The following is a 14,732-nucleotide window of genomic DNA, read 5'->3' as shown; positions in this document are numbered from 1 at the left end:
TTGAGAGGCTTTATGACGATGGCAACTAGTATCCCGTACGACGTCTCTCCAGCTGCGGCTAGGCCCAATGGCGGCGACCCGCGGCACCTGGCTCCACCGCCCTAGCGATCGCCGCCAGTGGCGGCGCATCGGCGACATGCGATAGGCTTCCGGCAGGTCATGAGCGCCAGCGTCAAGCCCCGGCTTGCTGGCCGGCAACCCTCCAACCGCGGTGGGGTGCCCCGGGTGATGACCAGGTTGAGTAGCCACCACCGGCTACGCGGCAAGCGCGGGTCCGCTGTGACGGGCCCCCCGAGTAGACAGGGAAACCTGATGCGCACCTATTTGGGCTGGCTCATCGTGCGTCGCAGTTGCTGAACGCGTGGCTGCCGGTTGACGTCGTCTTGAGATGGCGTCCCGCGCACGCCAGCCGGTGGCCGGCTCCTCACCGGGCCGAGACCGGCCCGCATCGTCACCGGCCGCCAGCACTCGACCCACCCGACTTCCTTCCCAGAAAGCAACCCTCGTGAGTTCCGAAACCAACGCTGACAGCGAAACCGATTCCGATCCGACCGCGCACTGGTCGTTCGAAACCAAACAGATCCACGCCGGCCAACAGCCGGACCCAACCACCAACGCCCGCGCGCTGCCGATCTACCAGACCACGTCCTACGTCTTCGACGACACCGCACATGCCGCTGCGCTGTTCGGGCTGGAAATCCCGGGCAACATCTACACCCGCATCGGCAATCCGACCACCGACGTCGTCGAACAGCGCATCGCCGCACTGGAGGGCGGCGTGGCCGCGCTGTTCCTGTCCTCCGGGCAGGCCGCGGAGACGTTCGCGATTTTGAACCTGGCCGGCACCGGCGACCACATTGTGTCCAGCCCGCGGCTCTACGGCGGCACCTACAACCTGTTCCACTACTCGCTGCCCAAGCTGGGCGTCGACGTCAGCTTCGTCGACGACCCCGACGACCTGGACTCGTGGCGGGCCGCGGTGCGCCCGAACACCAAGGCGTTCTTTGCCGAGACCATCTCCAACCCGCAGATCGACGTGCTGGATACCCCGGGAGTGTCCGGGGTGGCCCACCAGCACGGTGTGCCGCTGATCGTCGACAACACCGTCGCAACCCCTTACCTGATCCAGCCGATCGCCCAGGGCGCCGACATCGTGGTGCACTCGGCCACCAAGTACCTGGGTGGGCATGGCACCGCGATCGCCGGTGTGATCGTCGACGGCGGCACCTTCGACTGGACACAGGACCGCTTCCCCGGCTTCACCACCCCCGACCCCAGCTACCACGGCGTGGTCTACGCGGAGTTGGGACCGCCTGCGTTCGCGGTCAAGGCGCGGGTGCAATTGCTGCGCGACTACGGGTCGGCCGCCTCGCCGTTCAACGCGTTCCTGGTCGCACAAGGCCTGGAAACCCTGAGCCTGCGTATCGAGCGCCATGTCGCCAACGCCCAGCGAGTCGCTGAATTCCTGGCCGGCCACGACGATGTGCTGTCGGTCAATTACGCCGGCCTGCCCAGCTCGCCCTGGTACGAGCGGGCAAAGAAGCTGGCGCCCAAGGGAACCGGAGCCGTGTTGTCTTTCGAGTTGGCCGGCGGCGTCGAGGCGGGAAAGGCGTTCGTCAACGCGCTCAAGCTGCACAGCCACGTCGCCAATATCGGCGATGTGCGATCGCTGGTGATTCATCCGGCGTCGACAACGCACTCCCAGCTCAGCCCCGCCCAGCAGCTATCCACCGGCGTGAGCCCCGGGTTGGTGCGGCTGGCCGTGGGCATCGAAGGCATCGACGACATCCTGGCCGACCTCGAGCTTGGCTTCGCCGCGGCTCGCAAATACGGCGGCGCCACAGCCAGCAGCGGTGACCCGCACGCCGTGGCGGCGTTCTGAGGAGGCCGAAATGACGATCTCGGACGTGCCGACGCAGACGCTGCCCGCCGACGGCGAGGTCGGCGTTGTCGGAATCGGCTCCCTGACGCTGGAAAGCGGTGCGGTGATCGACGACGTCAGCATCGCCGTGCAGCGGTGGGGTGAGTTGTCACCTGCTCGCGACAACGTCGTGGTGGTCTTGCATGCGCTCACCGGAGATTCCCACATCACCGGACCCGCCGGGCCCGGACATCCGACGCCGGGCTGGTGGGACGGCATCGCGGGCCCGGGCGCGCCGATCGACACCGATCGCTGGTGCGCGGTGGCCACCAATGTGTTGGGCGGCTGCCGCGGCTCGACCGGTCCGAGCTCAATCGCACCTGATGGGAAGCCTTGGGGTTCAAGGTTTCCGCTGATTTCGATGCGAGATCAAGTCGAGGCCGACGTGGCCGCGCTGGCAGCGCTGGGCATCACCGAGGTCGCCGCAGTGGTCGGCGGGTCGATGGGTGGAGCCCGGGCACTGGAATGGATCGTCGACCATCCCGACCGGGTGGGCGCCGGTCTGCTGCTGGCGGTGGGTGCGCGCGCGACCGCCGACCAGATCGGCACACAGTGCACCCAGATCGCGGCCATCAAAGCCGACCCGAACTGGCAGGGCGGTGACTACTACCGCACCGGGCGCAGCCCCGACGCCGGCCTACACATCGCCCGCCGCTTCGCGCATCTGACGTACCGCGGCGAGGTCGAGCTGGACACCCGCTTCGCCAACGACGCACAGGGCGCGGAGGATCCGGTGGCGGGCGGCCGCTACGCGGTGCAGAGCTACCTGGAGCACCAGGGCGGCAAGCTGGTGTCACGCTTCGACGCCGGCAGCTATGTGGCGCTCACCGAGGCACTGTCCCGTCACGACGTCGGCCGGGGCCGCGGCGGTGTCGCCGCCGCGCTGCGCGGCTGCCCGGTGCCGGTGGTGGTCGGCGGCATCACCTCTGACCGGCTTTACCCGCTGCGTCTGCAAGAGGAACTCGCCGAACTGCTGCCCGGATGTCGCGAGCTGCAGATCGTCGAGTCGATCTACGGCCACGACGGCTTCCTGGTGGAATCCGAGGCGGTGGGCGAACTGGTGCGGCAAACCCTCGACCTGGCGGTGGGATCGGCGAGCGGCGAAGGCGCGTGTCCACGGTGACCCAGTCCCGGCAGGACCGCTCGTTGTCGTTTGGCTCTGAAGCGGCCGCCTACGAGCGCGGCCGACCGTCATACCCGCCGGACGCGATCGACTGGCTGTTGCCGGCCGGGGCTCGCGACGTGCTGGACCTCGGCGCCGGGACCGGGAAACTGACCACTCGGCTGGTGGAGCGCGGGCTGGACGTGGTCGCCGTCGACCCGATCGCCGAGATGCTGGAAATGCTGCGCACGTCGCTGCCGGACACACCGGCGCTGCTCGGCACGGCGGAGGAAATTCCGCTGGCGGACAACAGCGTTGATGCGGTGCTCGTCGCACAGGCTTGGCACTGGTTCAACCCGGAGCGGGCAATCCCGGAAGTGGCCCGGGTGCTGCGGCCGGGCGGACGACTGGGTTTGGTGTGGAACACCCGCGATGAGCGGCTCGGCTGGGTGCGGGAGCTGGGTCGCATCATCGGCCGCGATGGGGATCCGGTCCGCGACAAGGTGACACTGGGCGACCCGTTCATCGAAATACAACGCCATCAGGTCGAGTGGACGAATTACCTTACGCCACAAGCATTGATCGATTTGGTCGCTTCCCGGAGCTACTGCATCACCTCGCCGACCCAAGTGCGCACCAAGACGCTGGACCAGGTTCGCGACTTGCTGGCAACCCATCCGGCGTTGGCGAACGCGGGAGGCCTGGCGCTGCCCTACGTCACGGTGTGCGTGCGGGCGACGCTGTCGACGTAATTGCGCCCCGGTCGTCGTCATCACTACGCCGCGTCGTCGTCCTCGTCGCCGTCGCCGTGGCGAAGCAGCTTTTCGGGGTGGTGGAAAGTATTGATACGGGCTTGCCCGTGGTCAAGATGCGGGGGTGGGATCCATTCGGTGTCACCGTCTTTGTTTTTGCGGGTGATCCAGCCCTCTTCGGCGAGCGGGTGGTGACCGCCGCAGCCGAAAGTTAAATGGTTGACATCGGTGGCGCGGCACTTGGCGTACGGGACGCAGTGATGAACCTCGCAGTAGTAGCCCGAAACGGTACAGCCGGGGTGTGAACATCCACGATCTTTGGCGTACAAGACAATTCGCTGCCCGGGTGAGGCGAGTCGCTTGGTGTGATAGAGCCCGATCGCCTCGCCTTTGTCAAAAATGCACAGGTAATGATGTGCGTGGCGGGCCAGCCGAATCACGTCGCCCATAGGTAGTAGCGTGCCGCCTCCGGTGAGCCCCTTACCCGCCCCGGCCTCCAGTTCGCGCAAGGTGGTGGTGACGATGATGGATGCCGGTAAGCCGTTGTGCTTTCCCAAATCACCGGACGCCAGCAGGGCGCGCGCGGCGGCGTTGAGCGCGTCGTGGTTGCGTTGAACGAAGCTACGCGTGTCGTTGCCGAGGGAAGTCTCCGACGGGCTGCCCTCCACGCACGGGGTGTCATCCTCCGGGTTGCACATGCCCGGAGCGGCCAATTTGGCAAATACGGCGTCGATGGAGGCCCGCGCCTCGGGCGTCAGATACCCCGTGATCGGGCTCATCCCGTCGAAACCTTGTTTGCCGATAGTGATTCCGCGCCGACGAGCCCGGTCCTCATCGGTGAAAGTACCGTCGGGGTTGAGGCAGTCGGTGAGTTTGTCTGCCAGCTTGCTCAATTCGTCTGGGCGGTGCCCGCCGCCCAGGCGAGCGAGCTGCGCTTCGGCTTCCTGGCGGGTCTCGACGTCAACGAAGTCCGGCAGCCGCTGACAAAAGCCGCGAATCACCGCGACGTGGCCGTCGCCGATCTTTCCGGCGCGCTGCGCCTCGGCGGTGGCCGCCAGCCGTGGCGACAACGGTTCACCGGTGACTGAATGGCGCGGGCCAAGATCCTCGGCCGCCCGGATGCGCCCGGCAGCCTCGGCGCGGCTGATCAGCAGCCGATTGGCCAACGCATGACTTAGCTTGCCGCCCAACTCCGTCTCGCTGGCCTGCCGGGCGAGTTGGTTGATCAGAGCGTGGCCGGGCACCGGTAGCCGACGGGTGTCCTGTTCCAGGCGTTGCAGCATTCCCAGGAGTTCCGGGCAGGTCAGCACGTCGAAAGACAGCTCGAGCAATCCGGATACCGCATCTCGGAATGCGTCGAACCGCTCGACGATCTCCTCGCGGCAACTCGAATGCATGTTCGAATGGTATCGATCGCGACTGACACGCGAGACCGCCGAAGCCCCAGGTGTGGATGACATTGCAACTGTGGATAACCGGCAAGAATCACTACTGTGAGCTCCGTCAATGGGTCGCTAGATGGGAAGAACACGTGACAGCGCAGCCACAACACGACCAATGGGCGGCTTGGCTCTTCCAGCGCCGCCACGGCGGCGACCCGGAACTGCTCCGTCACCACCTGGAAGCCCTCGCGCCGATCCGCGACCAAGTCATCGCCAACGCCACCCTTGCACCCGGGCATACGGCCTCGACGTCGGGTGCGGCGACGGGCTGATCGCCTTCGCCGCCGGCGAGGCGGTCGGGCCCACCGGAAAGGTGATCTTCAGCGACGTATCGTCCGAATTGCTCGAGCGGTGTCGAGAACTGGCCACGCAGCGTGGACTGCTCGACCGCTGCCGGTTCGTGCAGGCGCCAGCCAGCGACCTGTTGGGGATCGACGATGAATCCGTCGATGCGGTCATGCTGCGGTCGGTGCTGATCTATGAGCCAGACAAGGCCGCCGCCTTCGCCGAGTTCTACCGAGTACTACATCCCGGTGGTCGGCTATCGCTGTTCGAACCAATCAACCACCTTTCCAAACCCTTTGGCGGCTATGACTTCGGCCCAGTAACCGAACTCGCAGCCAAGGTAAGAAAGGTCTACGAGGCCATCCAGCCGGCCGAATCGGATCCGATGCGCAACTTCGATGAGCGAGACCTCCTCGCACTCGCCGAGCGAGCCGGATTCGAGGAACTACACCTCCAACTGACAATCGACGTCCGCCGGACCCCACCATGTCCCTGGACGGCCACGCTGCACATCGCCGCTAACCCGCGCCTGCCCACCCTGGCTGAGGCCATGCGCCAAGCACCGAATCCCGAAGAGGCCGACCACCTGAGCACACATCTGCAACCACTCGTCGAACGGGGCCACGGCAAGCAACGCATCGCTGTCTGCTACCTATCGGCGCCGCGGCTATGACCCGCCAGGTGCAGCGCGAAACCTTGGAGACGATCCGCTCCTTGGTCAGCGATGGCCTATTCGAACTAGGCGATCTGTCCGGCGAAGGTGGCAGTTTAGTTGCCTGGAGCGGGTCGCTCGATGAGTCGATACAGAAAATCTCGGACGTGTATGTGGCCAAATATGACGACCCGCCCGCATGGGTTTGGTCCGCTTGGATGGAACTCACCGACAAGGGCGAACGGTTAGCCCGGGCACTTGAAGAAAGCGCGAGAGATTCGCTTGAGTAGTCGCGCACCAGACCCTGGATCGAAAGGGCATCAAAAGTTGAGTCCGGAGAACATGATTCGACCGGGGTCGTACTTCTGCCGCACGGCGCTGAGCCGGGACAGATTCGGGCCGAAGTACCGCGACGGCGGCTGGTTGGCCTCGATGTAGTTCACATAGCCGCCAACTGAATACGGTCGCACCGCTTGGTGTGCCGTGTTGAGCCAGTTGGTCGCTGCCGACGGGTCGGATGTCTCGACGTACCACTGCACTAGCGCGGACTGCTGACGCCACGGAAAGGCTGTGGCTCCCGGTGCGACACTGGCGAGGGCGCCGTCGAGGGCATGCATTATGGCCAACATCCGGCCCGCGCCACGAGGAAAGGCGTCGACCGCCGCGGCGATGCCCTGAGCCGCGCCCGCGTTGATGGTCGGGAAAACATCAGATCCGCCGACGTATCCGAGCGGCGACGGGTTGAGGTTGCTGACGGCCAGATACCTCACCAGGTCCAAGTAGTTGAAGGTGTGGTTCTCGGTCCCGGTCGGTTGCATCCCGACGGCTGACGTGATGGCGCTCGCCGCGCTGTTACCCGACCCGGCCGGGCAGGTCGCCATGATGCGACAATGCGTACCCATCGGGTCGACAGTGGCGTCGGCCAGTGCCCAGCTGCTTCGGTCAGCGGTGCGCAGCCAGTTCTGCCAACCCACGAGAACCTGTGCGAACGACTGCGGCGGGAAATTGAGGTTCACCACGTCGACGTCACTGGTGGGGAACGTGGCGAAGGTCAGCGCGGTTGTCACCCCGAAGTTGCCGCCACCGCCCCCGCGCAACGCCCAGAACAGGTCGGGCTGGCTGCTTGCAGACGCGGTGACCGCCTGGCCGCCGGGCAGCACCACCGCTGCCGACCTTAATGCGTCACACATCAGGCCCGCGTGCCGAGAATGGGCACCCAGCCCGCCGCCCAGGCCGTGCCCCGAGCTACCGACCGACGGGCAGGTACCCGTCGGGATCCCGCGTCCGGCCGCGGCCAGCGCTTGGTGCAGCGCATACAGCTCGGTGGCAGGGGTGACCGTGACCTGCCCGGTGGCGGCGTCGTAATTGATCCCTCCGGGCAACTGGCGCAGATCAAGCACCATGGTTTCGTTCGCCGTCGACGCCCCGATATAGGAATGCCCACCACTGCGCGGTGCGACCTTGAGGTTGTTCGCAGCAGCGAATGCCATCGCCTTTTGCACGTCCCCCGGCGATGCAGGGGTCACGATCGCCGCCGGCGTCGAGTCGTTGTAGTTGGTGTTGAAAACCTGTTTGGCCGTTCCGAATTGACCGTTGTCCGGTCGTATCACCTGCCCGCCGATGGCGGTGGCAAGCGGGTCCCAGCCGGAGGCAATCGGATCGGCGTTGGCTCGGCCCGATCCAAGAACCGTACCGGTGGCTAACGCTCCGACGGCGCCCCGCAGAAACGTCTGACGCGAGATCTCACGCGCCAACGTCGGGCTCCCGCGATTGCGTCACGTCCCGCATTGTCAACTATGCGGCGACAAAAACCGTGGTGGCGCATGACGTGTCGGCGTGAGAACTGAAACGTACGCGAACCTTAACCCCATCGTGTTGGAAACGTGACAGCGATAAACCAGGGTTCTAACCGGGACTTTGAGTGCCGCGGTTGCACTCCCACCAAGTGAGGGGCAGGACATGGCGACGCTCGAGATCGCGCATAACTTGATTTGGCGCTTGAACAACCAACCACTGGCCGTTCGTCTGTTACTGGGCGCCGGCTGCCTGATCACCGCGGCTGCAATGTTTTCGGCGCCGGTGGAGGCAGACCCGCACGACGACGACTTCATCGACGCGCTGAGCCACGCCGGCATCGAGTATGGCGAACCAGGAAACGCGATGGCCGTGGGCCAGTCGATCTGCCCGATGCTCGCTCAGCCGGGCGGCAGCTTCGCCGCTGCCGCGTCGGGTGTCTCCCACCGGGGCATGTCACCGCAGATGGCCCAGATGTTCACCACCATCGCGATACAGACGTACTGCCCGGAAGAGATCGCAAACATACTCGGCGGCAACGTATCTGGTTTGCAGCAATTCCCTGCCATGCCGGGGATGATCCCAGGGATCTAACGTGTGCCCAGCGGGTCGATCGTCCAGGCGATATAGACCATGCTCGCCGCGACGAGGGACATCGCAGCAAAGTCAATTCCCTTGCTGCGCACCACGAGAAGCCCTGCACGGTCTTCGGTGAGCGCTAACCGCAGCACGGCGGCGACCCCAACCCCGATGCCGATCAACAGCGCGCCACGGCGCCAGAAGTTCGCCGCAACCAGTGTGAACGCCGCTGAAAAGATCAGCACTACCGTCACGATCGGCCATTGCGAGCGGACCAGCTGACGCAAACTCATTGCTGTTCGGCCAATTCGACGACGTTCGTCAACAGGAATGCGCGGGTCAGCGGGCCGACGCCACCGGGATTCGGTGATACGTGACCGGCGACCTCCCACACACCCGGGTGCACGTCACCGACCAGCCCCTCGGCGGTACGGCTGACGCCGACGTCGACGACGGCGGCACCGGGACGCACCATGTCCGCGGTCAACAGATGCGCGACACCCACGGCCGCCACAATGATGTCCGCCTGCTTGGTCAGCGCGGGCAGATCACGAGTTCCGGTGTGACACAGGGTCACAGTGGCATTCTCCGAGCGGCGCGTCAGTATCAGCCCCAGTGGACGACCGACCGTGACACCGCGACCGAGGACGACCACGTGCGCCCCGGCGATCTCGACGTCGAAGCGCCGCAACAGGTGGACGATGCCGCGTGCGGTGCACGGCAGCGGCGCCGCAATACCCAGCACCAACCGGCCCAGGTTGGTCGGGTGCAACCCGTCGGCATCCTTCTCCGGGTCGACGCCTTCCAGTGCCGCGTTCTCGTCGAGGTGTTTCGGCAACGGCAACTGCACGATGTAACCGGTGCATTCGGGATTGGCGTTGAGTTCGTCGATGGTTTCGTTGAGCTTCGCCTGGCTGATATCGGAGGGCAGGTCACGGCGCAGCGAGGTGATGCCGACCTTGGCGCAGTCGGAATGCTTTCCGCGGACGTAGGCCTGCGACCCCGGGTCATCGCCGACGAGAATCGTGCCCAGGCCGGGTGTCCGTCCTGCAGCGGTCAACGCCGCCACCCGTTGGTACAGGTCGACGAAGATCTCGTCGCGCGTGACTTTGCCGTCCAACGTAATCGCACCCACGCCTCACAGTCTGGCATGCCCGCGCGCGTGGCCAGATGACGGCGACCCGCCGCGCCCGCCTCCGCCGCGCATGCGATCGCGTGGCCAGATGACGGCGACCCGCCGCGCCCGGCTCCGCCGCCCTTGCGATCGCCGTTACGCTCCCCGTATGTCTAGCCCCCCGGACGTCCTGAGCCCAGCCAAGCTGGGCCCGATCACCCTGCGCAACCGCACCATCAAGTCGGCGACTTTCGAGGCGCGAACGCCCAATGCACTGGTGACCGACGACCTCATCGAGTACCACCGACTGCCGGCCGCCGGCGGCGTCGGCATGACCACGGTCGCCTATTGCGCGGTCTCCCAGGGTGGCCGCACCGAAGGCAACGGGATCTGGATGCGCCCGGAGGCCGTGCCCGGGTTCCGCCGGCTCACCGAAGCCATCCACGCCGAGGGCGCGGCGGTGAGCGCGCAGATCGGCCATGCCGGCCCGGTGGCCAATGCTCGTTCTAACAAAGCCACCGCCCTGGCCCCGGTGCGGTTCTTCAACCCGATCAGCATGCGGTTCGCCAAGAAGGCCACCCGTGACGACATCGACAACGTGATCACCGCGCACGCCAATGCCGCCCGCCTGGCCGTCGACGCGGGATTCGACGCCGTCGAAATCCATTTGGGCCACAACTATCTGGCGAGCTCGTTCTTAAGCCCGTTGATCAACCGTCGCAACGACGAGTTCGGTGGATCGCTGGAGAACCGCGCCAAGGTCGCCCGGGGGATGGTGCTGGCCGTTCGCCGCGCCGTTGAGAAAGACAGGGCTCAGATCGCGGTGACCGCCAAGCTCAACATGGCCGATGGTGTCCGCGGCGGTATCAGCACCGACGAGTCGCTGATCACCGCGAAATGGCTGCAGGATGACGGCGGGCTGGACGCGATCGAACTCACCGCGGGTAGCTCGCTGGTCAACCCGATGTATTTGTTCCGCGGCGACGCTCCGCTCAAGGAATTCGCGGGCGCCTTCAAACCGCCGCTGCGCTGGGGCATGCGGATGACGGGCAAGAGGTTCCTCCGCGAGTACCCCTACCATGAGGCCTATCTGTTACGGGAGGCCAAGCTGTTCCGCGCCGAACTGTCGATGCCGCTGATTCTGTTGGGCGGCATCACCAATCGGGAAACGATGGACCTGGCCATGGCGGAAGGATTCGACTTCGTCGCGATGGGCCGGGCTCTGCTGGCCGAGCCCGATCTGATCAACCGGATCGCTGCCGACGGGGCCGCGCACACCGTGCATTCGGCGTGTACGCACTGCAACCAGTGCATGCCGACCATCTACAGCCGCACCCGCTGCGTCGTCACCGGCGCCCCCGACCGGCCGCCGACGATGCAGGCCGGAACGGCCTGAGGGTTCGTGTCGTTCGGAGCCAATTGTGCGGCAGCCGATACAGTCGGTGCAGTGAGCCAAGCAGCTAAGGTTGGGGCGATGAGTCAAGCAGCACCGCCCGTGCTGACAGTCCGATACGACGGATCTCAACGCACCTTCGCCGCAGGCCATGACGTGGTAGTCGGGCGCGATCTGCGCGCCGACATGCGCATCACTCATCCACTCATCTCGCGTGCACATCTGCTGCTGCGCTTCGAGCAGGGGCGTTGGCTCGCCATCGACAACGGGTCGTTGAACGGAACCTACGTCAACGGGCGTCGGGTGCCGGTGGTCGACATCCACGACGGCCAGACCGTCAACATCGGCAACCCCGACGGGCCGCAGCTCGCTTTCGGAGTCGGTCACCACGTCGGGATGGCCGGCCGGCCGCCGCAAACCGCGTCAGTGCCCATCGTCCAACCGTCAGCTGCCGCCCGGTCGGCTCCCCCGCAGCCGGCACGCCCGGCGGGCGCGCCAAGGCCCCAGGGAGCCGGACCACCGCGACCGCATCCGGGCGGCCCCCCTGCACCACCACAGCCGATGTATCAGGGCGCCGGGGGTCAGCGGCCACCGGGCTATCCGTCCAGCTCGCCGCACCAACCACCGCCGCCGAACCGGCAACTCCCGAGCCAGCTGAGCGGTGCCAGTTCACCGCCGCCGAAGCTGCCGCCGAAGACTCAAATGGCGCCCCCGGCCAGCAAGCCGCCTGAGGTGGGCAACCTCGCCACGAAGATGATCCAGGCGATTCTCCCCGGCTCCGGCACACCGGAGAAGCCGCCGGGATCTGCCACCATCGGTCGCGCAAACGACAACGACATCGTCATCCAGGATGTGCTCGCGTCGCGCCACCACGCGTTCTTGGTTCAGTCCCCGCTCGGCACCGAAATCCGGGACGCCCACAGCGTCAACGGCACGTTCGTCAACGGCGTGCGCGTCGGTTCGGCGGTGCTGAACGAAGGCGACGTGATCACGATCGGCAACGTCGACCTGGTCTTCACTAACGGCAACCTGATCCGCCGCACCGAAGCCGCCACCCGCACCGGCGGACTGGAGGTCAACGGCGTTCACTTCAAGATCGACGGCAAGGAACTGCTGGACAACATCTCGCTGACTGCCCGGCCGGGCACGCTGACCGCGATCATCGGGGGGTCCGGTGCGGGCAAGACCACATTGTCGCGGCTGATCGCCGGATACACCCGCCCTAGCGCCGGTTCGGTCACCTTCGAGGGCCACAACATCCACGCCGAGTACGCGACCATGCGCAGCAGGATCGGGATGGTACCCCAGGACGATGTGGTGCACCGCCAGCTCACGGTGAACCAGGCGCTCGGCTACGCCGCCGAGCTGCGGCTACCCCCCGACACCAGCAAACAGGAGCGCGCCCAGGTGGTGGCGCAGGTGCTCGAGGAACTCGACCTGACCAAACACGCCGACACCCGGGTGGACAAACTCTCCGGCGGCCAGCGCAAACGCGCCTCGGTGGCGCTGGAGCTGCTCACCCAACCGTCGCTGCTGCTCCTCGACGAGCCGACCTCCGGTCTGGACCCGGCGCTGGACCGCCAAGTCATGCTGATGTTGCGGCAGCTCGCCGACGCCGGCCGTGTTGTGCTGGTAGTCACGCACTCGGTGTCCTACCTCGACGTTTGCGACCAAATCCTGCTGATCGCCCCCGGTGGCAAGACCGCCTTCAACGGACCGCCCGGCCAGGTCGGTGCGGTATTGGGCACCACCAACTGGGCGGACATCTTTGCCAACGTGGGCGCCGATCCCGACGAAGCCAATCGCCGCTTCATGGAACGCGACGGCAGACGACAATCGCAAGTCCCGGCTCCGGAAAGCCCGGCAGACTTGGGCGAACCAGTGCACACCGACATGCTGCGCCAGCTCTCCACGATCGCGCGCCGTCAGGTTCGACTCGTCGTCTCCGACCGCGGATACTCGGTGTTCCTGGCGATATTGCCGTTCCTGATCGGTGCGCTGTCGCTGACCGTTAAAGGACCCAAACCGGGACTCGGCCCGGCCGACCCGCTCGGCCTCGCACCAACCCAACCGCAGTACATCATGGTGCTGCTCAACATCGGAGCCGTGTTCATGGGCACGGCTTTGACCATTCGCGACCTGATCGGTGAGCGTCCCATCTTCCGCAGAGAACAGGCGGTCGGTCTGTCCACCACCGCCTACCTGCTGGCCAAGATCTTCGTCTTCTTCGTTTTCGCGACTGCTCAGGCGGCGATCGCGACCTTTATCGTCCGGCTCGGCAAAGGTGCGCCTACCGCGCATCCGCCGTTCTTCGACAGTTCGACGTTTTCGCTCTTCGTCACCGTCGCCGGCACCTGCGTCGCCTCGGCCATCTTGGGCCTGCTGCTGTCGGCGGTCGCACAGTCCAACGAGCAGATCATGCCGCTGCTGGTGGTGTCGATCATGTCGCAGCTGGTGCTTGCCGGCGGGATGATCCCGGTGACCGGCCGGGCGGGTCTCAACCAGCTGTCCTGGGTGACACCAGGACGATGGGGTTACGCCGCGGGGGCGTCGTCGATCGACTTCCCGGACCTGGTCAAGGTCAAGCAGATTCCGACCAACGACCCGATCTGGCAGCACTCGAAGCACATATACCTCTTCGATATGGCCATGCTCGCGGCGCTGTCGCTGTTCTACGCCGGCTACGTGCGCTGGAACATCCGCCTCAAGCGCTGAGAGCCAACAGCATTCAGCCGCCGGCGGGTGTCAGGCTCGCCAGGGCGTATTCGCTGACCGCGATCAGCGCATCGGTCGCCGATCTACGGTCGCGGGCATCGATGTTGATCACCGGGACGTGTTCGGCCAGGGTCAGCGCCCTGCGCACCTCGGCGACGGGATACCTTGGCGCGTTGTCGAATTCGTTGACCGCGATAAGGAATGGCAGGTGGCGGTGTTCGAAGAAGTCGACCGCGGCGAAGCTGTCCTGCAGGCGCCGGACGTCAACCAGGACGACCGCGCCGATCGCGCCGCGCACCAGATCGTCCCACATGAACCAGAATCGGCGCTGCCCCGGAGTGCCGAACAGGTAGAGCACCAGATCCTCGTCCAACGTGATACGGCCGAAGTCCATCGCTACCGTGGTGGTCCGTTTATCCGGCGTGGCCTCCACCATGTCGACGCCGGCGGAAGCATCGGTGACCATCGCCTCGGTTCGCAGTGGCATGATCTCCGAAACCGCGCCGACGAACGTCGTCTTACCGGCGCCGAACCCACCCGCGATGACGATCTTCGTCGACGCGGTATTTCGCGGCTTGGGATGCGGTTGGGCCTCTCCCTCAGAGGGCTCGTAGGCCACGAAGCGTCCTTCCTATCAGTTCGCGGCGTTCATCGCGGGTCGAGCGATCGGTCAACGTCCGGTTCACCCGAAGGTAGCCCGAAGTCACCAGATCGCCGACCAACACGCGCGTGACACCGAGTGGTAAATCCAACCGAGCCGAGATCTCGGCCACGGATGGGCTCTTGACACACAGTTGGACGATCCTGCCTAGCACGTCGTTGGGTGGCCACCGGTGAGACAGCGCCGACTGCAGCGTCTGCACCGGCGCTTCCAGTGGCAGCTCGACGCTCGCCTTGGTCCGTCCGGCCGTCAGGGTGTACGGACGGACCAGGCTCGCCTCAGCTGCGGGTGGCTCCGGCCCCAGTGGCTCGCGACTGTGCAT

14 protein-coding genes, 1 pseudogene and 1 riboswitch are annotated in these 14,732 nt (G+C 65.9%); of the genes and pseudogenes, 9 read left to right on the top strand and 6 right to left on the bottom strand.

Translation table 11 applies throughout. From position 1 onward, the window contains the following. Positions 1-155 precede the first annotated feature (155 nt). A riboswitch (SAM riboswitch) is annotated at positions 156-275 on the top strand. 230 nt (positions 276-505) lie between these two features. The 3 genes from ACLQI9_RS14525 to ACLQI9_RS14515 are packed head-to-tail and all read left to right on the top strand — an operon-like array spanning position 506 to position 3,775. Then, a complete protein-coding gene (locus ACLQI9_RS14525; RefSeq protein ID WP_442376554.1) occupies positions 506-1,882 on the top strand; it encodes a bifunctional o-acetylhomoserine/o-acetylserine sulfhydrylase in 1,377 nt (458 codons plus the stop codon). 10 nt (positions 1,883-1,892) lie between these two features. Continuing rightward, positions 1,893-3,044 carry a homoserine O-acetyltransferase MetX gene (gene metX, locus ACLQI9_RS14520; protein ID WP_442376555.1) on the top strand — a complete coding sequence of 384 codons (1,152 nt, stop codon included), beginning with the start codon at positions 1,893-1,895 and terminating at the stop codon, positions 3,042-3,044. Further along, on the top strand, positions 3,041-3,775 hold the full coding sequence (locus ACLQI9_RS14515; RefSeq protein ID WP_442376557.1) for a class I SAM-dependent methyltransferase: 735 nt from the start codon (positions 3,041-3,043) through the stop codon (positions 3,773-3,775). The genes metX and ACLQI9_RS14515 overlap by 4 nt, the downstream gene beginning before the upstream one ends. A gap of 23 nt (positions 3,776-3,798) precedes the next feature. On the opposite strand, the gene ACLQI9_RS14510 is transcribed toward ACLQI9_RS14515, so the two are convergent. Then, positions 3,799-5,172, bottom strand: a complete 1,374-nt coding sequence (locus ACLQI9_RS14510; protein WP_442376559.1) for an HNH endonuclease signature motif containing protein — start codon at positions 5,170-5,172, stop codon at positions 3,799-3,801. 134 nt (positions 5,173-5,306) lie between these two features. Between ACLQI9_RS14510 and ACLQI9_RS14505 the strand changes: the two genes are divergently transcribed. Genes ACLQI9_RS14505 through ACLQI9_RS14495 form a run of 3 tightly spaced genes read left to right on the top strand, consistent with a single transcriptional unit; the run spans position 5,307 to position 6,444 of the window. Then, on the top strand, positions 5,307-5,489 hold the full coding sequence (locus ACLQI9_RS14505; protein ID WP_442376624.1) for a hypothetical protein: 183 nt from the start codon (positions 5,307-5,309) through the stop codon (positions 5,487-5,489). Then, on the top strand, positions 5,486-6,175 hold the full coding sequence (locus ACLQI9_RS14500; RefSeq protein WP_442391821.1) for a methyltransferase domain-containing protein: 690 nt from the start codon (positions 5,486-5,488) through the stop codon (positions 6,173-6,175). The genes ACLQI9_RS14505 and ACLQI9_RS14500 overlap by 4 nt, the downstream gene beginning before the upstream one ends. After that, positions 6,172-6,444, top strand: coding sequence for a hypothetical protein (locus ACLQI9_RS14495; RefSeq protein ID WP_442376560.1), 273 nt, complete (start codon positions 6,172-6,174; stop codon positions 6,442-6,444). Before ACLQI9_RS14500 ends, ACLQI9_RS14495 begins: the two co-directional genes overlap by 4 nt. A gap of 30 nt (positions 6,445-6,474) precedes the next feature. Here ACLQI9_RS14495 and ACLQI9_RS14490 read toward each other — a convergent pair whose 3' ends face one another. Then, a complete protein-coding gene (locus tag ACLQI9_RS14490; RefSeq protein ID WP_442376562.1) occupies positions 6,475-7,908 on the bottom strand; it encodes an FAD-binding protein in 1,434 nt (477 codons plus the stop codon). A 205-nt stretch (positions 7,909-8,113) separates the two neighbouring features. Here ACLQI9_RS14490 and ACLQI9_RS14485 point away from each other — a divergent pair. After that, positions 8,114-8,539: pseudogene (locus tag ACLQI9_RS14485) on the top strand (DUF732 domain-containing protein); the annotation flags it as partial. Here ACLQI9_RS14485 and ACLQI9_RS14480 read toward each other — a convergent pair. Together ACLQI9_RS14480 and ACLQI9_RS14475 are read right to left on the bottom strand one after the other, a co-directional pair. Further along, positions 8,539-8,820 (bottom strand): DUF3017 domain-containing protein, encoded by a 282-nt coding sequence (locus ACLQI9_RS14480; protein ID WP_442376563.1) that lies wholly within the window; start codon positions 8,818-8,820, stop codon positions 8,539-8,541. The pseudogene ACLQI9_RS14485 and the gene ACLQI9_RS14480 overlap by 1 nt on opposite strands. Continuing rightward, entirely contained in the window at positions 8,817-9,662 is an 846-nt protein-coding gene (locus ACLQI9_RS14475) for a bifunctional methylenetetrahydrofolate dehydrogenase/methenyltetrahydrofolate cyclohydrolase (protein WP_442376565.1), read from the bottom strand. The genes ACLQI9_RS14480 and ACLQI9_RS14475 overlap by 4 nt, the downstream gene beginning before the upstream one ends. Before the next feature lie 148 nt (positions 9,663-9,810). Here ACLQI9_RS14475 and ACLQI9_RS14470 point away from each other — a divergent pair, with 148 nt between their 5' ends. Both ACLQI9_RS14470 and ACLQI9_RS14465 read left to right on the top strand, forming a co-directional pair. Then, positions 9,811-11,037, top strand: a complete 1,227-nt coding sequence (locus ACLQI9_RS14470) for an NADH:flavin oxidoreductase (protein WP_442376567.1) — start codon at positions 9,811-9,813, stop codon at positions 11,035-11,037. A 78-nt stretch (positions 11,038-11,115) separates the two neighbouring features. After that, positions 11,116-13,749 (top strand): FHA domain-containing protein, encoded by a 2,634-nt coding sequence (locus ACLQI9_RS14465; protein WP_442376569.1) that lies wholly within the window; start codon positions 11,116-11,118, stop codon positions 13,747-13,749. Positions 13,750-13,762: 13 nt separating this feature from the next. Here the strand turns inward: ACLQI9_RS14465 and ACLQI9_RS14460 are convergent, their stop codons facing one another. Continuing rightward, positions 13,763-14,368 (bottom strand): GTP-binding protein, encoded by a 606-nt coding sequence (locus ACLQI9_RS14460; RefSeq protein WP_442376570.1) that lies wholly within the window; start codon positions 14,366-14,368, stop codon positions 13,763-13,765. Next, entirely contained in the window at positions 14,349-14,732 is a 384-nt protein-coding gene (locus ACLQI9_RS14455) for a DUF742 domain-containing protein (protein WP_442391812.1), read from the bottom strand. The genes ACLQI9_RS14460 and ACLQI9_RS14455 overlap by 20 nt, the downstream gene beginning before the upstream one ends.

It is taken from the genome of Mycobacterium sp. (genome assembly GCF_052143115.1).
In the GTDB taxonomy this organism is placed as follows: Bacteria; Actinomycetota; Actinomycetes; order Mycobacteriales; family Mycobacteriaceae; genus Mycobacterium.
This window is presented reverse-complemented; position numbering and strand designations above follow the sequence as displayed.